Origin of the sequence: Trichodesmium erythraeum IMS101 (assembly GCF_000014265.1) — a bacterium.
In the GTDB taxonomy this organism is placed as follows: domain Bacteria; phylum Cyanobacteriota; class Cyanobacteriia; order Cyanobacteriales; family Microcoleaceae; genus Trichodesmium; species Trichodesmium erythraeum.
Window position 1 is genome coordinate 1,926,128 of record NC_008312.1, and the last position, 20,158, is coordinate 1,946,285.

At 29.4% G+C, this 20,158-nt stretch carries 10 protein-coding genes and 1 pseudogene; 7 read left to right on the forward strand and 4 right to left on the reverse strand.

The genetic code is table 11. The features are described 5' to 3' along the window. Positions 1-83: 83 nt before the first annotated feature. On the reverse strand, positions 84-1,322 hold the full coding sequence (locus tag TERY_RS05800) for a VWA domain-containing protein (RefSeq protein WP_011610971.1): 1,239 nt from the start codon (positions 1,320-1,322) through the stop codon (positions 84-86). Positions 1,323-3,891: 2,569 nt separating this feature from the next. On the opposite strand from TERY_RS05800, the gene TERY_RS05805 reads away from it, so the two are divergent. From TERY_RS05805 to TERY_RS05825, 5 genes are all read left to right on the forward strand, one after another. Continuing rightward, positions 3,892-4,581, forward strand: coding sequence for an ATP-dependent Clp protease proteolytic subunit (locus TERY_RS05805; protein WP_011610972.1), 690 nt, complete (start codon positions 3,892-3,894; stop codon positions 4,579-4,581). Between the two features lie 214 nt (positions 4,582-4,795). Further along, positions 4,796-5,386: an ATP-dependent Clp endopeptidase proteolytic subunit ClpP gene (gene clpP, locus TERY_RS05810; RefSeq protein WP_011610973.1), complete on the forward strand. Its 591-nt coding sequence runs from the start codon at positions 4,796-4,798 to the stop codon at positions 5,384-5,386. Positions 5,387-8,268: 2,882 nt separating this feature from the next. Further along, positions 8,269-8,895: a DnaJ domain-containing protein gene (locus TERY_RS05815; RefSeq protein ID WP_011610974.1), complete on the forward strand. Its 627-nt coding sequence runs from the start codon at positions 8,269-8,271 to the stop codon at positions 8,893-8,895. Between the two features lie 744 nt (positions 8,896-9,639). After that, the gene (locus TERY_RS05820) at positions 9,640-10,887 is read left to right on the forward strand and encodes an FkbM family methyltransferase (RefSeq protein WP_011610975.1); all 1,248 of its coding nucleotides are present in this window, start codon (positions 9,640-9,642) and stop codon (positions 10,885-10,887) included. Positions 10,888-11,972: 1,085 nt separating this feature from the next. Continuing rightward, positions 11,973-12,917: a calcium/sodium antiporter gene (locus tag TERY_RS05825; protein ID WP_011610976.1), complete on the forward strand. Its 945-nt coding sequence runs from the start codon at positions 11,973-11,975 to the stop codon at positions 12,915-12,917. A gap of 2,777 nt (positions 12,918-15,694) precedes the next feature. On the opposite strand, the pseudogene TERY_RS26155 reads toward TERY_RS05825, so the two are convergent. Then, a pseudogene (locus TERY_RS26155) lies at positions 15,695-16,547 on the reverse strand (IS630 transposase-related protein). 254 nt (positions 16,548-16,801) lie between these two features. Between TERY_RS26155 and TERY_RS32460 the strand changes: the two are divergent. Beyond that, positions 16,802-17,035, forward strand: coding sequence for a winged helix-turn-helix domain-containing protein (locus tag TERY_RS32460; protein ID WP_044136478.1), 234 nt, complete (start codon positions 16,802-16,804; stop codon positions 17,033-17,035). A 44-nt stretch (positions 17,036-17,079) separates the two neighbouring features. Then, on the forward strand, positions 17,080-17,268 hold the full coding sequence (locus tag TERY_RS05865; RefSeq protein ID WP_155994328.1) for a hypothetical protein: 189 nt from the start codon (positions 17,080-17,082) through the stop codon (positions 17,266-17,268). 1,106 nt (positions 17,269-18,374) lie between these two features. On the opposite strand, the gene TERY_RS05870 is transcribed toward TERY_RS05865, so the two are convergent. Together TERY_RS05870 and ychF are read right to left on the reverse strand one after the other, a co-directional pair. Next, positions 18,375-18,740 (reverse strand): phage holin family protein, encoded by a 366-nt coding sequence (locus TERY_RS05870; protein WP_011610979.1) that lies wholly within the window; start codon positions 18,738-18,740, stop codon positions 18,375-18,377. A 26-nt stretch (positions 18,741-18,766) separates the two neighbouring features. Further along, positions 18,767-19,858, reverse strand: a complete 1,092-nt coding sequence (ychF, locus tag TERY_RS05875; RefSeq protein WP_011610980.1) for a redox-regulated ATPase YchF — start codon at positions 19,856-19,858, stop codon at positions 18,767-18,769. Positions 19,859-20,158 lie beyond the last annotated feature (300 nt).

Genomic DNA, 20,158 nt, shown 5'->3' on the forward strand with positions numbered 1-20,158 from the left:
TTGATGAAATTGCTATTATGCTGACTCAAACTAATTATTAACCAGGGAAAATTTCCCTGGCTAAAAAACTAGGAAAATATTCTCTACTTTAAAATGGTTTTGGAAACAATTCTTGTTTTTTTACGTTCCATTTCTGAAAGTTTATCCCCATCTTGTAAGCGAGTAGCACTAGTTTGTAAAACAGTTGCAGCTCCTGTATCTCCCATTTGTAATGCTGTTTTAGCTGCTGTTTGTAACATTGTAGCTGCACCTGCTCTATCACCCTGTTGTAATTTTGTTTCAGCTATTTGAGTTTGCCTATATTTTGCTAAAGCTAAAATATGATTTTGTACTTGAGAGTTAACTTGAGGCTGGTATTTTTCCATAAAATTAGCTTCAACTAAAATTGATTCTGAAAGTAAACCTTCTTGATTTTGAGCAGGGTCATCATAACGAATTTGTAATTGAGCAATTGCTTGTTTTCCTTCTGGTAATTGCCCAATATAAGTATTGACTAAAACCACCCTTTCTATATCTTTCATTAAATCTCCCAGTCTAACTATAAACCCATTACCCTCTTTTTTTACTGGCAACTCAATAGTATCTGGTGCCACTTGTGCAATAGGTTTAAGTTCTGCTAACCTCACTTTAGGCATTAAATAAAATTGCAAATAAGAGTTAGTAATTCCTACAGATTTAATGCGATTAAATAATTTACTAAACTCCTCTATTGCCTGTTCTGGTTGTTGAATATAGGAAAGATTTCCCCCTCCAGCATCAGCAATTTTTTCCAAAACATCTTGATTCCAATCATCACCAAATCCTAGAGAATTTAGAGTAATATTATAGTCTGTTGCTAACTTTGCTAGCTTGAGACAAAGGTCATTATCCCCATGTTCATTTTCTCCATCAGTTAATATAAAAGCCTGGGAAATAGACTCTTTTCTACCCTTATTTAATTCTTCTATTCCTAACTTTAAACCTTTATCAATAGCAGTACCACCAGAGGCTCTTAATTTATTAATTTTACCCTTAATACTAGCAGAATCATTGATCATCTGATTAGGAACAATTACTTGAGCTTGATGGTCAAAAGCTACAACCGAAAGGCGATCGCCTTCCTTCAATTTTTCCACAAGTTGTACTGCTGCTTGTTTAACCGTTTCTAGTGGTCTTCCTTCCATAGAACCACTGTGGTCTAAAATTAAACATAAATTTAATGGTACAGTCCTTTCTAGCTGATTAGCCATCACCGAAATAGATAAGGCCACTTGCCGTTGAGATAAAGATTGAGAAGCATCAATATTAGTATCATTGAGAGCCGAACGTAGATTAACTTTCATAAATGTACGATTGATTTTTTTTCACTACTAAGGATATCTTCACAAATATAGGGAGAAGTTTCGATATAAATATCAAAAAAAATTAGCTGCTTAACAAGACAGATAATTATGGCAAAATTTACACAAGGAAAGGAAACACCATATCTGCACAATGTTGACTCAAAATAAAGTAATAGTAAATCTGTCATTTTTGTCCCTGAATTATGGTAAAATTCATCCCTAGACAAAAAACTTGTTTGAGCTTTATAGAATATTATTTTATGACTGGGATATATTAAATCTGTATCACCTATGCCTATGAAGTATACTGACCAATATTTTATATATCTAAAGACTAACTATCAATTAACACTATAGAAATAGCTCAAAATTTGTCGGTATTAATATAACATAATTCCAGGGAAAGTTTTTAATTTGTGGGAGTAAAACAGACTTCCTATAAGTATTTTTCCTCTGGTTTTCTATTTCCCTAAATTCAAAGATAGACCAAACAATGTTGGCTCAAAATAAAGTAATAATAAATCTGCCATTTTTGTCCCTGAATTATGGTAAAATTTATCCTTAGACAAAAAAAATTGTTTCAGCTTTATAGAATGTTATTTTATGACTGGGGTATATTAAATCTGTATCACCTATACCTATGAAGTATACTGACAAATATTTTATATATCTAGGGAGTAACTATCAATTGACACTACAGAAATAGCTCAAAATTTGTCGGTATTAGTACAACCTAATTCTAGGGTAAGGTTTTAAATGGTAGGAGTAAAACAGATTTTCTATAAGTATTTTTCTATGGTTTTTTATTTCCATAAATTAAAAGAAAGACCAAATTACTATAACTATAAAAAGCAATTATCATATCTAAAACAGGATTGAGTAGAGGTTACAAATTCAGGTGATTATTTTGATTTTCTCAGGTTTACTCAAAAGTATTGCATAAATTCTGTGCTAGAAAGTAAAAATCATATTTTCTAGATTTGTCAAAGGTTGATAGTAATGGCGAAGAAATCGGTAAACCTATGCTTAAAAGTTAATTTAGATATCGTTCATTAAGCTTTCCTAATCTTGATAATTATTAGTTAAATTTTTCATGATTTAATAGTAAATTGCTATATATTAAAGGAACAAAAATAGAGTTAAAAAGCATCATAAATCATATAAATAAATCTATCTCATAGACCTAAAATAAAACAAGTTTTACTCATAAAAAAAATATCAGATTCAGTAGATCAAGTCAAGTTGATAATATTAGTCGGTTCCTAATTTAAAAAATTATAATATTCAACCTACTTTATAAAACTCAATTCCTTAAAATTCTATACTATAAACAGATACTTATCTAGTAAAATTAGAAGGAAACAAGTTATATTCTATTAAATTTTTAGTAATCATTCAGTACTTTAGTAGTCAACTTGAAGGACTTTCCTATGTCATGCTTCGATATATATTAAAGTAATAAATCACTAAGTCAAACTTATCATCTTTTCGGTGTCGGAATTTTAATTATTCTTGGAGACTAATTTCTCTTTCTAACTGATAGTTGAATGCTGAATGCTGAATGCTGAATGCTGAATGCTTACAATTTTCAAGAAAGAGTCTAAGCAAATAGTCATTATTCCCCAAACTGAGAATAGATGCTAATATTCTAGTAAATCAAGATTTTTAATAGGTAACAAGAAAGTATAATCTATAAAAAAATAGCTATGACTTATAAAAAATTTCATTGTAAAAAAAACTGAGAAGATGACTGAAGCAGGAAAAAAAAAATTAATTTAATTGTTAAATATAACACTTTTCACTAACAGAAATAGAGCAAAATAATAAGCAAAACAAGATACAGATAGGAAGTATTAACTATTAGGTTAATAGTCAAATTCTATATAAAAAAATATTGGTTAGATACTACTGCAGCGAGGTTAATTTTTTAACATAATAGGTCATGTAACCAAAAAAGCAATTAAAGTTACGTTCCATCTCAGCATTTTAATTCAGGATAGGTAAACTTGAGAGTTATAGAATTAAACAAATTATACATCTCAATTACTTTATCACTGAAGATACAGCCTATTACTAGTAAATTATGGTACAGTGATTTTAGTAGATTTGAGTAACAATGTGGGAAAACTGAATTCCAGACTTCAAAACTATCTAATAAGAAGCTTTTAACTGTACCTCATAAACTACCAAGTGGAATGTAAATTTGTGTTTACAGGTTACAGTATCAGAAAAAACTTTAATGAGGAATTACTGTGAAAAATTGATAAAGATATTAACGCTTCAATGAATTTGAAACTATTTGGGCTGGACTTATTCCAAACTATAAACAATCATAAAAAAACAAAGTGGTTATTGCTTCCTCAAAAAAATACTTCTGTTTATACTGGAAATTTTGACTATTTTTAAAAGTCATGAAAAGCATACACAGAAAGAATATTTATCCGTGTAGGTAAGTTATGTAGAATATAACAATTATATCATAACCCATAACCAATTGTATCCACTACAATAATATTGCCTAGGCTAATATAATTAAAAGATAGTACAATACATCAATAGGAATTATCTGATGAAATCACCGATCAAAGCAGTTCAAACAAGCTCTTACTATGGAGACGTCTCTTTTCGTACACCACCCCCTGATTTAGAATCTTTAATGTTAAAAGAGCGAATCGTTTATTTGGGGCTACCATTATTTTCATCAGATGAAGTCAAAAGAAATGTCGGCATTGATGTTACTCAATTAATTATTGCTCAACTACTTTATTTACAATTTGATAACCCCGAAAAACCAATTTATTTTTATATCAACTCTACTGGCACTTCTTGGTATACAGGAGATGCAATTGGTTTTGAAACAGAAGCATTTGCTATTTGTGACACCATGAGTTATGTAAAACCACCAATTCATACAATATGTATTGGTCAAGCTATGGGTACAGCAGCAATGATTTTGTCAGCAGGGACAAAAGGATATCGGGCAAGTTTACCTCATGCTACAATAGTTCTCAATCAAGCCAAAACAGGAGCAAGGGGTCAAGCAACGGATATTTCCATTAGAGCAAAAGAAGTTTTAGTTAATAAGACAACTTTTTTAGATATTCTCTCGAAAAATACAGGTCAATCAGTAGAAAAGATTGCTAAAGATACAGATAGAATGCTCTACATGACTCCAGAAATAGCTAAAGAATATGGTCTAATAGATCAAGTTTTAGCAAGTAGAAAAGAACTACCAAAACCTTTACCTGCTAATGTTTAAGTGATAAACAAAATTAACAAGTTTTGGCAAGTAGAAAAGAACTATCCAGTATCAAGACTCAAAAATTAGGTCTCAAGCCTTTCCTTCTAAAAGGATAAAAAAAACGCCATACATATTTCAAGCCTCCTACTTCAATTGGGAGGTACTTAGAACTGATAGCTTAAATAACCTGTTACTTTTTAAGTCCTCAATAAAATCAAATGGAAAAAGTATTATGCCTATAGGTATTCCCAGTGTTCCTTATCGTCTTCCTGGTAGTCAGTATGAAAGATGGATAGATATTTATACCCGTCTTGGTCAGGAAAGAATTATATTTCTTGGTCAAGAAGTTACAGATGGGCTAGCTAATAGAATTGTAGCCTATATGTTGTATTTGGATTCTGACGATCCAAATAAACCCATTTATCTTTATATAAACTCTCCTGGTGGTTCTGTCACAGCAGGATTGGCGATATACGATACTATGCAGTATATCAAAGCAGATGTTATTACTATCTGTTTGGGTTTAGCAGCTTCAATGGGTTCATTTTTATTAGCTGCTGGAACTAAAGGTAAAAGATTGGCCTTGCCTAACTCTAGAATTATGATTCACCAACCAATGGGAGGTACTCGCGGTCAAGCTACAGATATTGAGATTGAAGCTAACGAAATTCTGCGGGTTAGATCGGAATTAAATAATATGTTGGCAGAGCGTACAGGTCAATCTTTGGAAAAGATAGAAAAAGATACTGACCGTGATTATTATATGTCTGCTGAAGAAGCTAAAGAATATGGTTTAATTGACCAGGTAATTGAAGAACGTTAAAGTTAAATAAAAAAATAAAGGAGTAAAAAGAACAAACAAAGTTAGTTGAGTAGATAAATCAGAATGTAAGCATTCAGCTATCAGCTAGCTTTCTGAGTTGTAACTCGGTTTTCCTTTTTTATTTCATGTAGCGAAACAGCTATTTATGAGAGGAATAGGTAAAAGCAATTGAGAAATTAGATAATTAAATTTACTCCCAAAGTAAGTTTATTTAACCTTAGAAGGAATTATTCATTATTTGCTGATAGCTAACTGATAAAAGCTGAATGCTTACATTAAAAATAAGTAGGTAGGTACGAAAAAACAAAACTATGTAAAGATACAGTGCCTTAATGTTGCCGGTGAAGTACATTAACAGCATTTACTAACCAGTTTTTAAATGTTGATAATTCATTAACTTAAGTGTCATTATAGATTATTATATCAACCATTTCTGTGTTATTTTTGAGGTAAGTTTTGCTCAAAAATATTTCAATTGTAATCATCATCATTTTATAGAATTAAAGTCCGGCTAGTATGGAAATAAATTTATAACTTTTGAGCCGACAGATTTAATTCTATATTCAATTAATGCTAGTTGATGTGTATGTAAATCATCCATGAAAACTGCCGTCTCTGGGCATAAACTACGGCAGTAAAAATGTTCAATAAATACTTTGAATGTAATGCTTACTATGAAATTATTTATTATCATTAAACATACTACTTATTTAATACTTACTGCACCAATTACTGTAACTTTCTGACTTAAATAAAACAGCTTCATTTTATATACTATAGTCCCTTTATGATAAGCATACATGAGTTATGGTAAAATCTACCATGACAATTTTTTTTATCTATAAATACTAAATTTTATAGCTCTATCTTTTGTATAAATTCCTTTCTATTATTCTCTAAATTTTTGTACTCTCACAAAAAATTGGATTCTACAAGTTTAAAGCTCACCTCACCTAAGTTTGAGTACGATACTACCCTTGTTCCAAAAATTATAGTCTGTTAACACAGTATTTATTCCCAACCATGATTCATTATACCTTTCTTTGTCAAGACTAAAAAAATATAGCAAGTTTTGCTGAGAATAATTAATCATTTTTTGAGCAAAATAAAATTTGAATCAAACAAAAAAAATCACCAGAATTTAGTCATAAAAAAATATCTTATATGTAAGAATTGATCAATTTTTTGAACAGCAAAAACCTAAAAAATTAATTTAATTAATTTAGACTTAGAATAATTAATCATTTTTTGAGTACAATGAAATTTGAATCAAACAAAAAAAATACCAGAATTTAGCCATAAAAAAAAATATCTTATATGTAAGAATTGATCAATTTTTTGAACAGCAAAAACCTAAAAAATTAATTTAATTAATTTAGACTTAGTAAACAGCTAAAAAAAAATTGCTAATTTTGAAGGAAAAAAATTCTCAAATGCTGAAATTCTCTTAAAGAATGAATTTAAAAATACTAAAAATCACAGAAAAGTTTATCAAATTTTTGCAAAATTATCGTTATCTACTTTCTGTAAATTACTCAGTTTATTGATTATTTTTAATTAAAAAATTATAGTATTATTTTATGGAATTAATATATTAAAAAATACGAACATTTATGTTATTATTTATCCTAGCTATAGCCTAAAAAAAATAGATTTTGACGAGAAAAATAGTCGTTATTACTAGTTAAAATTAGCCTAATCTAAATCTAAATCCTGTAGGAAAGTGCATTGGATAAATTGGCTCCAATAGTGATTAAATTAATTAGATATAAATGGCTTGATACTAAAATATTAGTTCATAGTAATAGGGCTTATAAATATAAATAAATCATGGATTTGTGTGAAAATAAAGTCAGAGTTGATTATATAATAGCTATGGTAAATAATCCTCAATTAAAGTTATAAGCTGCCTATGTAATTTCCAAAATAATTAATGATTATGAACAAAGGTTTAAATCTATAATCAAATTAATAGATAGTCATTTTATAAATATAAAAAAACTACAAATATAAAAAAAATATTCTTTAACCAAACTTTATTGGCTTGGCTCTTTATATTAGAAATCCAATCAATTATTTAGTGACAAAATAATAGTTGTGATCAAGGTTATTTATGCTAAAAAAATGTTAAGATACGTCACTTTTTTATATTTTTACCTGCTGATAAAATTAATTACATCTTACTTGATGCAGGTAAATATTATTCAGGAGGAAAGATATAAAATTGGATTAAATAAAAACAATTTTTTGTAATATTAGTAGAATTTAAAAATATAGTTTTTTTCGAGTAACAAGTTAACTTTTAGTTGTCTCCATTAACTTATGTTTCTAGTAAATACAATTTTTTAGACAGCATTGTTGAAATAAAACATATTTTTATCAAGCTATAGTGGTAACAATTAGTTTAATTTTTTTTGAAGTTAGGAGCTAGAATTATTGTTAGCTATATAAAAATTGTAATCGTAATTTTCAGTTCTTATTCTTCTCGCTCATATTTTAGATATGGTTGGTTGATGAATTCTCAAAGTATTGACAGATAAACCTAATTGAATTAGAGTGGCAACATCTGAAAAAAAAAGATGAATTATTAAGACAAATGTTTTAGGATGAGCGAAAGCTTGGTTATGCAGTCATGAATAGAGTGGTAGCAAGAGGAGAAATAAGACAAACAGAACCTATCAAATTTAAACTTTTAAACTTTTAAACTTTTAAACTTTTAACTCTATTAAACTGAATTTATTTTTTTGTTACATAGTTGTAAATTTTCTCGCCTACCTACTTAGCGGAATATAGCTAAATTAAAATAATCTGGTAGAAAATTAAACCAAGCATCTCTAGAATAAACAGACAAATAAATCTTTTTCCCTCCTCCTTAAAAATCTATGAATATTGCAGATTATTATAGAAAATTAGACCTAAATTTAGGAGCTAGTCTAGGAGAAGTAAAAGCTTCTTATCGACGACTAGCAAGAATGTATCATCCTGATGTAAACCCAAAAGATAAGCACGCTAAAGATAAATTTATTGCAGTTACAGAAGCTTATAAAATTTTACTGAGGGTTGCTCCTGCTCAAGCTGAATTACCATATAATTTGACTCCAACATCAACAACGAATAAAAACTCAAAATCAGAAACTGTATCTCCAAGAGAAACAAAGGTTAGGAGAACTGTAAAACAAAAACAAAATCAAAATAAATCTCATACTTTAGAAGTAGAAAGGCAACTTAAACAAAATTATTATTTACAATTAAAGCATTTATTGAAATATAAGAGATATCCTCGGGCTATTGCTTTAGCAGAAGGTTTAGCTCAGAGAATGCCTCAAGATCCCGAAGTCCGCCAATGGCAAGCGATCGCTTATCAACGTTGGGGACGTCAACTTATCAATGAAAGAAAACTAGATAAGGCCAGAAACTATCTGAAGAAAGCCCTAAAAACAGATCCCCAAAACCGTGATCTTTGGGCAGAAATAGAATATGATTTTCATCAATTGGAGAAAATTTATTGATTATTTGTAGATTTGATTCATAATTGTCAGTAGCTGTAAAAATTACTTGAAAATTTAGCGGAGATAGAAAATCTATTAATAACTTAACCCAGCTTTTCAGATACATTAGATACATCATCTATTGTAAAAACTAAAACCATTTTAGGAAAAATGTAGTCTACTAATTCTGAAAAATACTGTAACTAAAAATCTCAACTATATTTGAGTATAAATATGCTAATTACTAATTTATTCTATATACTTATCATCGAGTATAATTTAGGTATTTTTTAAACTAGATTACCTCTTACAACTATTTAGCTTAAGCAACAGTAAAAGTTGTATAGACATTAAACTAATAAATCATTTAATAAATTAACAATGACAGACATAAATCAAGAATTTCAAAGAGCTCTCAAATTCCAAAGAGAGGGAAAGTTACAAGAAGCAGAATCAATATCAATATACATAAACATACATAATTCAGATAGTAAGCATTTTTTAGATACATTAAATACATAACCTATTGTAAAAAATAAAACCATTTTAGTAAAAATGTAGTCTACTAATTCTAAAAAATACTGTAACTAAAAATATCAACTATATTTAAGTATAAATATGCTAATTACTAATTTATTCTATATACTTATCGTCGAGTATAATTTAGGTAGTTTTTAAACTAGATTACCTATTAAAACTATTTAGCTTAGGCAATAGTAAAATTTGTGTAAACCTTAAACTAATAGATGATCTAATAAATTAACAATGACAGACATAAATCAAGAATTTCAAAGAGCTCTCAAATTCCAAAAAGAGGGAAAGTTACAAGAAGCAGAATCAATATATATAAACATACTTAAGTCAGATAGTGACCATGTAGCTTCCCTCATTAATCTTGGTTTAATAGAGCAAAGCCAAGGAAAACTAGAAGAAGCAACTCAATTTTATAAGTATGCTTTTCAAATAGATTCAAATAATATATCTCTACTATATCTTTTAGCAAGAATTACACAAGAGTTAAACCAATTAGATGAAGCTATTAATTACTGGCAAAAATTAGTACAACTAAAACCAGATGGTACTTTAGAATTTTACGGCAATATTGGTAATAGCCTAGTTCAACAGGGTAAATTTGACGAAGCACTAAATTGTTTTCGCGATGCCCTAAAAATATCACCGAATAGTTTTCAAGCTCATCAAGCCATCGGTAATTTACTGATTAGAAAAGAGCAACTTTTGGAAGCTAAATTAGAATTCAGTAAAGCATTAGAAATTAATCCTAATTATCAAACTGCAAAAATTTGGTTAACTTTAGTTGATAAGTTACTCAAAGGAGAAAATATAGTTTCATTCAATTATCAAAGCACCCCTATAAAATTTGAAATAACAGGCAAAAATCTAGCAGTAGAAATTGCTAATGTTGGTGGAACTTTTTATGAATTACCTGAGTTAGAGTTTATCCGGCAAAATCTAAAATCATCAAATCCTGTTATTGTTGATATTGGAGCTAATACAGGGAATCATTTAGTCTACTTTGCCAAAATTATGCAGGCATCAAAAGTAATTCCTATAGAGTTTCATCCAGATATTCTTGCTACTTTGAAGAAACATATATCAATTAATCAAGTTAGTAATATTGATTTATCTATATTAGGTTATGCTATTGGAGAAAATAGCGGTACATCTTTTATAAAAGAACATCCAGCTAAAGATTTATGTTTAACAGAAATTGATAATAATATCATTAATGGTACAAAAGTGGAAGTTATGACTTTAGATGACTTAATTAAAGAAAAAGTTGATTTCATCAAAGTTGATGTACAAGGAACAGAAGTAAAAGCTTTGACAGGGGCAAAAAATTTGATATCTATTTATCAGCCTGATATGCTAGTCGAAGTTGCCAAAAATCATATGAAGGACTTTCGCAAATTTTTAGAAGCAGTCAAATATCAAACTGTTAAAGCATTTGATCATGGAAGATATGTTAATTTCTATATTCAACATACTAAGTGACATACTCCCAAACAAACGTTATGGTAAATTCTGGGCTTTTCTTTTCCCGGTCCCGATACTCTCTCGGAAAAGAAGATACTATGAGGACAAGATCCTCGACCGCTCTATTTTTTTACACTTATGGCTACTTTTTTGGTTCACAGGTATTGTCTAGCGTCAAACATTCTTGACTTTGACGGTCAAAATAGATAGGCACTGTATTGCTGTTAGGGCAACATGAATTTTTACCCTCGAAGTAAAAAGCAATCTTTTTGACTTAAAACCTTCCCTGAATGTTAGGGGGAGAGTTTAATCGTAGCTTTGCTTAAGGGCGGGTTGATGTTTTGTACTTAGTATAAGCAAGTTAGCATAAATAAATCTAACTATAACGTCTATATAAACATAAGTATATATGGATAATATTTCGATTGAGTTAGGAAATTTATACATATATGTCTATGTCGTTTAAGGATATTGCTTACAAGTGAGCAAAACAGAAGTCTTTTGAAGTTGAGAATTGGGGATGTACCTCTAAAAATCAAAAACCACCGCAGAAGTGATTAGATTAAATGCAGATAGGCGGTATTTGTAAAAATTCAAAAACTAGAAATAACCTCTAAAGCTATTTCCCATTGCCTACTCCCAAAAAGTGGCAATATTTTAGATAGGAATAAAATAAGATTGATACATCTATGTTTTAGGGATTTTTTAGCTATTTCAGTTATTTCTCTTGCTAATACTGGGTTTAAAACCATTTTCAATGTAAAGAATTCTCAGGTAGTAGTCTATTTAATTATTTTGTCAAGTGCAACGGTAGTGGACTTACTAGTGGTTGTTAATCCCGAGCTACTATTACGCAAGTAGAGCTACCAAATCTAAAAGTATTATTATTTGGCTTATGTAGAAAATATTCTGGAAAAAGGCAATAGACATCGGAGCAAGATAATGTCAAACTTCTGATCTATTTTTGGATTTTTTTTAACTAAATATTAGGTAAGATGTAAAAGGTAAGAAGGTTTACTCCCCATTTTAGATGTTAGTAAATACCCCAATCTTGTTGGCATTTTATTTAACAATGTATAGAAGTAAATTTAGATAATAAACTAATGCCAAACTTAATTATCTGGCTAATAATATTTATAGTTAGCTTATTCGTTTTAATAAAAGCTTCTGACTTCTTTACAGATGCAGCAGAAAAAATAGGTATATCTTTAGGAATTTCTCCTTTTTTAGTAGGGGTAACAATAGTATCAATAGGAACTTCTTTACCAGAATTAGTATCATCTATTATAGCAGTTTATCAAAACTCCTCTGAAATTGTTTTTGGTAATGTTATGGGTTCTAATATTGCTAATATTTTTTTGATTATTGGTACTGCATCATTGATAAGCAGTCCTTTAAAAATACTATATGAACTAATTAATGTAGATTTACCACTATTTGTTGGTTCAGCTTTTTTATTAGGTTTAACAGTTTTAGATAGTAACTTTTCTATCAATGAAGCTATTATATGTATTTTAGGATATATTGTTTACGTCTTCTATGCAATCAGTAGTGGTAAAGAAGAACAGCAGTCAGAAACTATTGATACTTCACAAAAAAGTTTTCCAGTCAAACAAATAGTAATTCTGATTATTAGTTCATTATTTATCTTTTTTGGTGCTACTTATACAATTAAATCTGTTACTAAAATTTCCGAAATATTGGAAGTTGGTAAAGAGTTAATTGCTTTAAGTGCAGTCGCACTTGGTACATCATTACCAGAACTAATAGTTACCATTTCTGCTGCTAGAAAAGGAAACCCAGAAATAGCAGTAGGAAATGTTCTGGGATCTAATATTTTTAACTCATTAATGGTAATGGGAATACCAAGATTGACGGGTAAGTTAGAAATTCCTGATGATGTTCTTGATAGTGGGTTATTAGTTTTATTAGTAGGAACAATTTTATTCTTTTTTGTCACTCAAGATAAGCAGGTAACTCGTTGGGAAGGATTAATATTTTTCATATTTTATGGATGGTTTATTGGTAATATTTTTGGGTTGGTTTGACATCCTCTCAAACCCAATACTTAACTTTGTGCTTCTTTGAAAAATAGCCAGCAATAGCTAGTAATATAACGAGCACCTATACAACACTAATTACATATTCTTTTCCAAAATTTCTCAGCACTTTTTTGAGACATTCTTTTAAGCTACTCCAACTTTCATAGGCACTAATTTCAACCTACTTATACTTAATAAACTTCTACAATATTTTAATCAATTTTTTCTTGGGTGAGTAGGTAGCTAACCAAAATATCTCTAAATTTTTGTGTTTTCATTCTTCTAGTTTGTAAATCATTTTATTCTTAGTATGAATTAGGGCTTTATACATAACCATTACTGTAGTCATATATCAATATTGAGTAAATTTATCCAACAAGTAAATCAAAACTTGACTATTAATTACCCCTTTATTTGTCTGATCATATAATTGGTTTTTACAATTGATTTATTCCTATAGATTAATTATTTCAATTTTACAAATTTTTATGGTTATTATTTATGATTTTTACTATAGCAATTAGGAATAATTTCTGAGAATAAATTTTAGTATTTAAACCTGCAAGCGATCGCCAAACCTGAAAAAGATAGATAAAGCAGTTTCCGCAAGTTCTAAGGTACCCTAATACCAACTCTCTATGAAGCTGCGCTTAATATAAAGTAATAATATATGAACCTATCCTACTAATAAAATGTGATTAATCCAAATATATATAGTGGCACTATAATTTCTTCAATTACAAAAAAATACGCTCTCATTCTACAACTAGGCGACGATATTTACATTGATACCCAGCAAAAAACGCTATTTTTGAAAACGAAGTACATAAATCTTTATCCCTCCAAATCGGTTTCTTTTTAATTTTCCAAAGTATTTTGGGCAGCTGAGGTCTAATCCCTCTTCGATAACAAGCTTGTCTTTGTCGTTAACAATCAATACCTTTATCACTGGCCATAACTTAGAGCCCTTATGTGGATGGCTTCCTTTGTCAGTTTTCAGATTCATACTATCAATTTACGGGAATTAGCTGTGCTCTTTCATTGGCATTAGCGGGGGTAGTACAGTTAGCTACTAGTAATCCATTTTCTTCCCTCAAGGTATGAATTAAAATCCCCTTCCCTTTATGGCCATAAGCTACATCCACGGCTGTGTAACTCCAATTGATTAGTTCTTGGTTTTCTGCAATTCCTAAAATTAATCCTTGTAGGTGTTTGAGAGTTCCATCTTTTTCCTAACGCTTCAGCCATTTATGTGCGCAAATATTGGAAGCCCAAATCTCTCAACCTCTTATTTAGGAAGTGAGAAGGGTATGATTGTAAATATCAAAATGGAGTATAAGGCATACCTTTACCTCTTTTTTCTGGTGAAAGAGGAAAAATATCTTTAAATAACTTTCATTCTATGTCACTTAATTTTTAAAATCTATCTAGCATCTTATTTGAATTTACTATAACTGAGTAACGCTTATCATAAGTATCATTATTTTACTATTATTGGGATAGATTCTTAACCAAAAAATATCAAGAAACTGGAGATATTAAATTTTTACCTCAACATAGAATTCTTCCTTCTCAGCTCAATAGTGAAGAATTAGTAATCTTAGTAGAAATAATGGATAAAAATAATGATGCAACTAATGAGAAGTTATGGGAATTACTGGAAGTAGGCACGGGAGTAAAAATAGGAAAAAGTACAATCATTGGATAAATGAAAAGTTAAACTACAATCTGAAAAAAACATTGTATGCACCTGAAAAAAAATATTCAACTCCAATATAAGAGAGTAAAATTTTGGGAAATAGTCAGAGGAATAAAGGCAAATAATTTAGTCTTTATAGATGAATCAGGAGTAAAAAATTGGGAATACTTCGATTATATTCTAGAGCCTTAAAAGTAAAAATAGCTAAAGGAAAAAAACTAAAAAACCAGGAAAAATATCTTAATTATAGGAGCTATATTTTTAGAAAAAGTTTTGGCAAAAAAAATATTGATGGAGGAGTATATGGAGTAATTTTTGAGGTTTTTATAGTTAAATAAGTAGTCCTATTACTGTGGAAGGGAGCTTGTGTTTTCATGCACAATGGGAAAATATATTTAGGATAAATGGTGAGAGAAGTTATTGAATAAGTTAGAGTTAGTCTGTTATTTTACCTCCTTATTCACCTGAATTTTCTCCAATTGAAAACTTTTGGTTAAAAGTGAAAGCTATTCTAATAATAGTTAAAGCAAGAAATTATAAAGATTTAATTATTGAAAACTTTTGGTTAAAAGTGAAAGCTATTCTAAGAAGAGTTAAAACAAGAAATTATAAAGATTTAATTGATGCCATTACCATAGCTATATTAAAAGTTAGTCAAAAAGATATTCGCAATTGTTTTACCCATTGTTGTTACTGTACTTCATAGCTATAGAAATTGCTATGTATAAGGAAACTATTAAAAAAATTAATGAGGCTAAAGCTCAAGAAGGAGGCGTAATGATTTTCGGGTATTGTTATCCATCTCAAAGCAATTCGTGGTTTAGATTGAAGTATAGGCTAGGAGAAAAAATGCTGAGGAACTACTCTCTTCCAGCTAGAAAATCACCTATTATGTAATAATATATATTACATGATAGGTAATAAAGGATAAATCATGATTAAATATTTAGGGAATAGAACTTTTAGATTAGGCGATCGCCAATTATATTTAGAATTATGACCATAATTGTGCTACAAATTTCAACAAGAATATTTAAGGAAAAGATTATTAGCAATTATAGTTATTTTAAATAAGAATGAGATACTATTTTGCACGATAATTATGCATAATTTCATCAATAAATGTATTGACAGGTGAATACATTCTAGCTCTTTTTAATTCACTAAAATCATATTCTTAGTCATTTAAATCAGGAGAGTATTTTAGGAAAAATAGTAATTGATGACTCCCTGCTTCTACTAATTCTCTAACAACCTTTTTTCGTAATTAATGTTGAATTATCCGTGTAGCAGTACACTGGGAATTTTTAATGATGGTAATAAATGTTGCTCTAACTATTATTCAAATACCACGGCATTTAGGGTTTCTTTAAATATAATTAGTGCTATTAAATGTTTTTCCTTTTTTCTTCTCCCTGCTACTAAATTTTCTCTTTTACCTCGTTTTCCCTCTTGCTCACCATAAACTTTTTCCCTTTTTTTTACCAGGCATAAATACAGTCTTAATTGTCTTAAGATCCTGATAAATCAATAAATACAACGCTTTTATTTCCAATTTTTTTAATGAAATTTTGAGGGAAAGCTGATAATATTTTATTCTTTCTTCTCTATTTCTTTCCCTGTAACGAAGTTGTTTTTTTTCAAGGAAAATTCATTCTTTTCAAAGCATAAAATATAGCTGTTTGATTAACTCCAATTTTTTTTTTAGCTTTGTATGCCAATTTAAACTCTGAATTTAGTTTGACATCTTTTTCTAATTCTTTCCAATCTAATTTTATTCGACGACGCTTTACCTTAGTTGCTTCCAATTTTTGGCGAGATGACCATCTATATATCGAAGCTATGCCTATCCCAAATACATGAGCTGCTTCGGTAATAGTACCACCATTTTCTACAAAATTTATGACTTTTTGTCTGAAGTCTAAACTGTAAGACATAGTTAGAAATAGTTTCTAATTGACTTAAAATTATTCTACTTAATTTTTCTCTCAATCTTAATTAAAACAACTATAAATACTTGTATGAAGGAAAAACTAGAACAGAAGTATTAGATTTATTAGATTGTCATTATCAAACTTTATCTACTTGAATAGATAAATTTTTAGAAGGAGGATTAAAGAATTTATTAGAACTAATCACTCACCAAGTATCATCAAGATTAAATATAGAGCAGAAACAGGAATTAAAAATAATGATACTGAAAGAATTACCCAGAGATTATGTGGTAGATAGAAACATTTGGAGGGGTAAAATTATTAGTAATGTTATTGAATTAAGATGGGGAGTAAAACTGAAAACAACGAGAATATATAAAATTTTAAATGAATTAAATTTATCAGCTCAAAAAGCCCATATAAATTATGCTAATGCCAGTCAAGAACAGCAAAAAACATTTATTTTAAGTCTAAAAAAAATTGGCATCTAAAAAAGAGAAATAAAAAATAGTATTTTTTGATGAATTTGCTGTTTATGAGTGCTCAAGTATTTTTTACAGATGGGCAGAAAAAAAATACAGCTCCCGAAGTACCGAGTAATGAGAAGGGATTTATAAATAAATTGAATGGAATGATTTCAGTTGATGCCTTTACAGCTCAAGAGTATTTAAAATTAAAAGAAAAATCTAAAACAGAGGAAGTTTCGGATGACTTTTTACAATGAGCTCAAGATTGTTTAACAGAAGGATTTGATAAATTGACTATTATTTTAGATCTGGACTCGACAGATAAAAATAAAATGAAATCTCAATTAAAATTTCATCTCATTAATGCTCAAATATTCAGATAAAATTGTTGTAGATTTTATTCATACTCCAACATATTCTCCTAATTTTAATTGAGTTGAATATATTATTCATCTTTTAAGACTTAAACTGTTGTATCACCTTTCCTGGGATGTAAATATTCAACAAGTTCAAGGGTATATTAGAAAAATTTTTCCAATTTAATCAACTTCAGACACCTGAACAAATCAAGAGTATAATACTGAAGCCAAACCTTTACTGAATTTACTATGTGTTGGTTGAGGTTATCAAGCAACAAGGTAAAATTAACGAAGTAATTAACAACTATAAACTAGCCTTAAAAATTCAACCGGATTTTCCTCAAGCCACTGTAAATTTGCAACATCTATTAGACTGATAAATTCATCTTATAACTTTGTACATTCAAGGCTATTCAAAGATTAACTTTAGAAGAAAAAGTGAAATATTTCTTTTGTCTGAATCTATACTTGAATCTATATTATTTATTATTTTTCAATAATTATTTGAGCTTTTGTTTATTTCAATTGGCTTAATAGCATTAAGTCTTTATTCCTTAGTATAATATTTTATATTTTAAATTCTTACCTAAAATTAATGTATTTTATAATACGACACTTTGAACGGACACAGCTTTCTAGTTATAGTAATCCTATCTCAAGGGTAAGAGAAATGGGTTGTTTTAAAGCAGGAGGCAGAGAGCACTTATAATGAAAGAATAGGAGTTGAAGCTATTTTTTTAAGAAAGCATATGATTTAGGATTACTATACAAACAAGAAGATGCAAGAAGAAAACTGAATATCCAGCAAAAAAATTAACTAGATACCAGTTTTAAAAGTGTACAAAAACACAAACTATTAACAATATAAGCTTTGCCCTAAGTAGATAAGGGTTAAAACTTGTTACTACTTAACAAAATAAAATTAACCTCAAGTTAACTTTAGATAGTAACTTGGAGTCAACTTACAAAAGTTAATATAGTGAGTGTTTTTTTTGGATACCTACTTAACTTACTACTACCCTATTCAGTAATTCATAAAGAAAAGAGTTGATAAAACCTAGTGCTACCGAACCAATTAGAGCACTCCAAAATCCCCAACGTAAGCGAAATCCACTAACCAACCAAGCTGCTAAACCAAAGATAGACATATTCAGAAGTAGAGTAAAAAGAAAACTTGAAAGAACAATCTTAATAGGGAAAACTACAGCAACTAAAACTGGACGAACTAAAGCATTTAAAAATCCAAAAACTACCGAAGAAATTAACGCGATTTTAAAATCATCAATTTCTACTCCTGTTGGTAACTTAGAAATAATAAATAAACTAACAGCAGTCACAAACCAAAGAATCAAAAGTTGTAAAATACTCATTTTTTTTCTCCTTAATTAACAGCAATCTAAACATTAAATCGGAAGAGCATAATATCACCTTCCTTAACAAGATAATCCTTGCCTTCACTCCTTACTAAACCTTTCTCCTTAGCAGTAGTCATTGAACCACTGGTTACTAGATCCTTATAAGCAATTGTTTCTGCTCGAATAAAACCTCGTTCAAAATCAGTATGAATTACACCAGCAGCTTGAGGAGCTAAAGTTCCAGCCTTAATTGTCCAAGCTTTAGTTTCTTTCTCTCCAGTAGTAAAATAAGTATGCAATCCCAACAATTCATAAGTCGCTTTAATCAAAGATTTTAAACCACCTTCTTCTACTCCTAAAGATTTCAAATAATCAGTTATTTCTTCCTCAGGTAACTCAATTAATTCTGATTCTACTTGAGCTGAAATTACCACAACTTGAGCATTTTCTACAGCAGCAATATTGCGAACTTTTTCAACCCAGTCATTCCCATTAGCCAAATCATCTTCTGAGACATTAGCTGCATAAATTATGGGCTTAGAAGTTAATAAATTTAAAGGCTTAATTATCAAAGATTCATCTTTATTTAAACCAGCCATTTTTACCGAATTACCTTCATTTAAAACAACCTCTAATTTTTCTAAAACTTCTAATTCTGTCTGAGCTTCTTTACTGGTACGAGCTTGTTTTTTAGTCCGTTCAATTCGTCGTTCTACCTGAGCTAGATCGGATAAAGCTAATTCTAAATTAATTACCTCAATATCTCGCACTGGATCCACAGAACCAGAGACATGAATAATATCTTCACTATCAAAACAACGAACTACTTGAACAATAGCATCAACCTCTCGAATATTAGATAAAAATTGATTACCTAAACCTTCTCCTTTGCTTGCACCTTTTACTAAACCAGCAATATCAACAAACTCAATTCTAGTAGGAACAGTTTGGGCAGAATTAGAAATTTGAGCCAGCACATTTAACCGATTATCTGGCACAGCTACTACACCAACATTGGGTTCAATTGTGCAAAATGGGAAGTTAGCAGCTTCCGCCTTAGCATTAGCAACTAAAGCATTAAATAAGGTAGATTTTCCTACGTTGGGTAGTCCGACAATTCCAGCTCTGAGCATAAATTTAAGTCAACAATATTTAAAAGTTAAAAATTAAAGAAATTACAGATAGGGTTACTATAAAACTGCCTATCTACTCAGGATAACAGAAGGAAAGAAGAATCTGGATTCCTCACCTCAAATTTTTATGAGCATAAATTTAAGTCAACAATATTTAAAAGTTAAAAATTAAAGAAATTACAGATAGGGTTACTATAAAATTGCCTATCTACTCAGGATAACAGAAGGAAAGAAGAATCTGGATTCCTCACCTCAAATTTTACTGAAAATTAAGAATCAAAAAATTAAAAAATCTAGTTT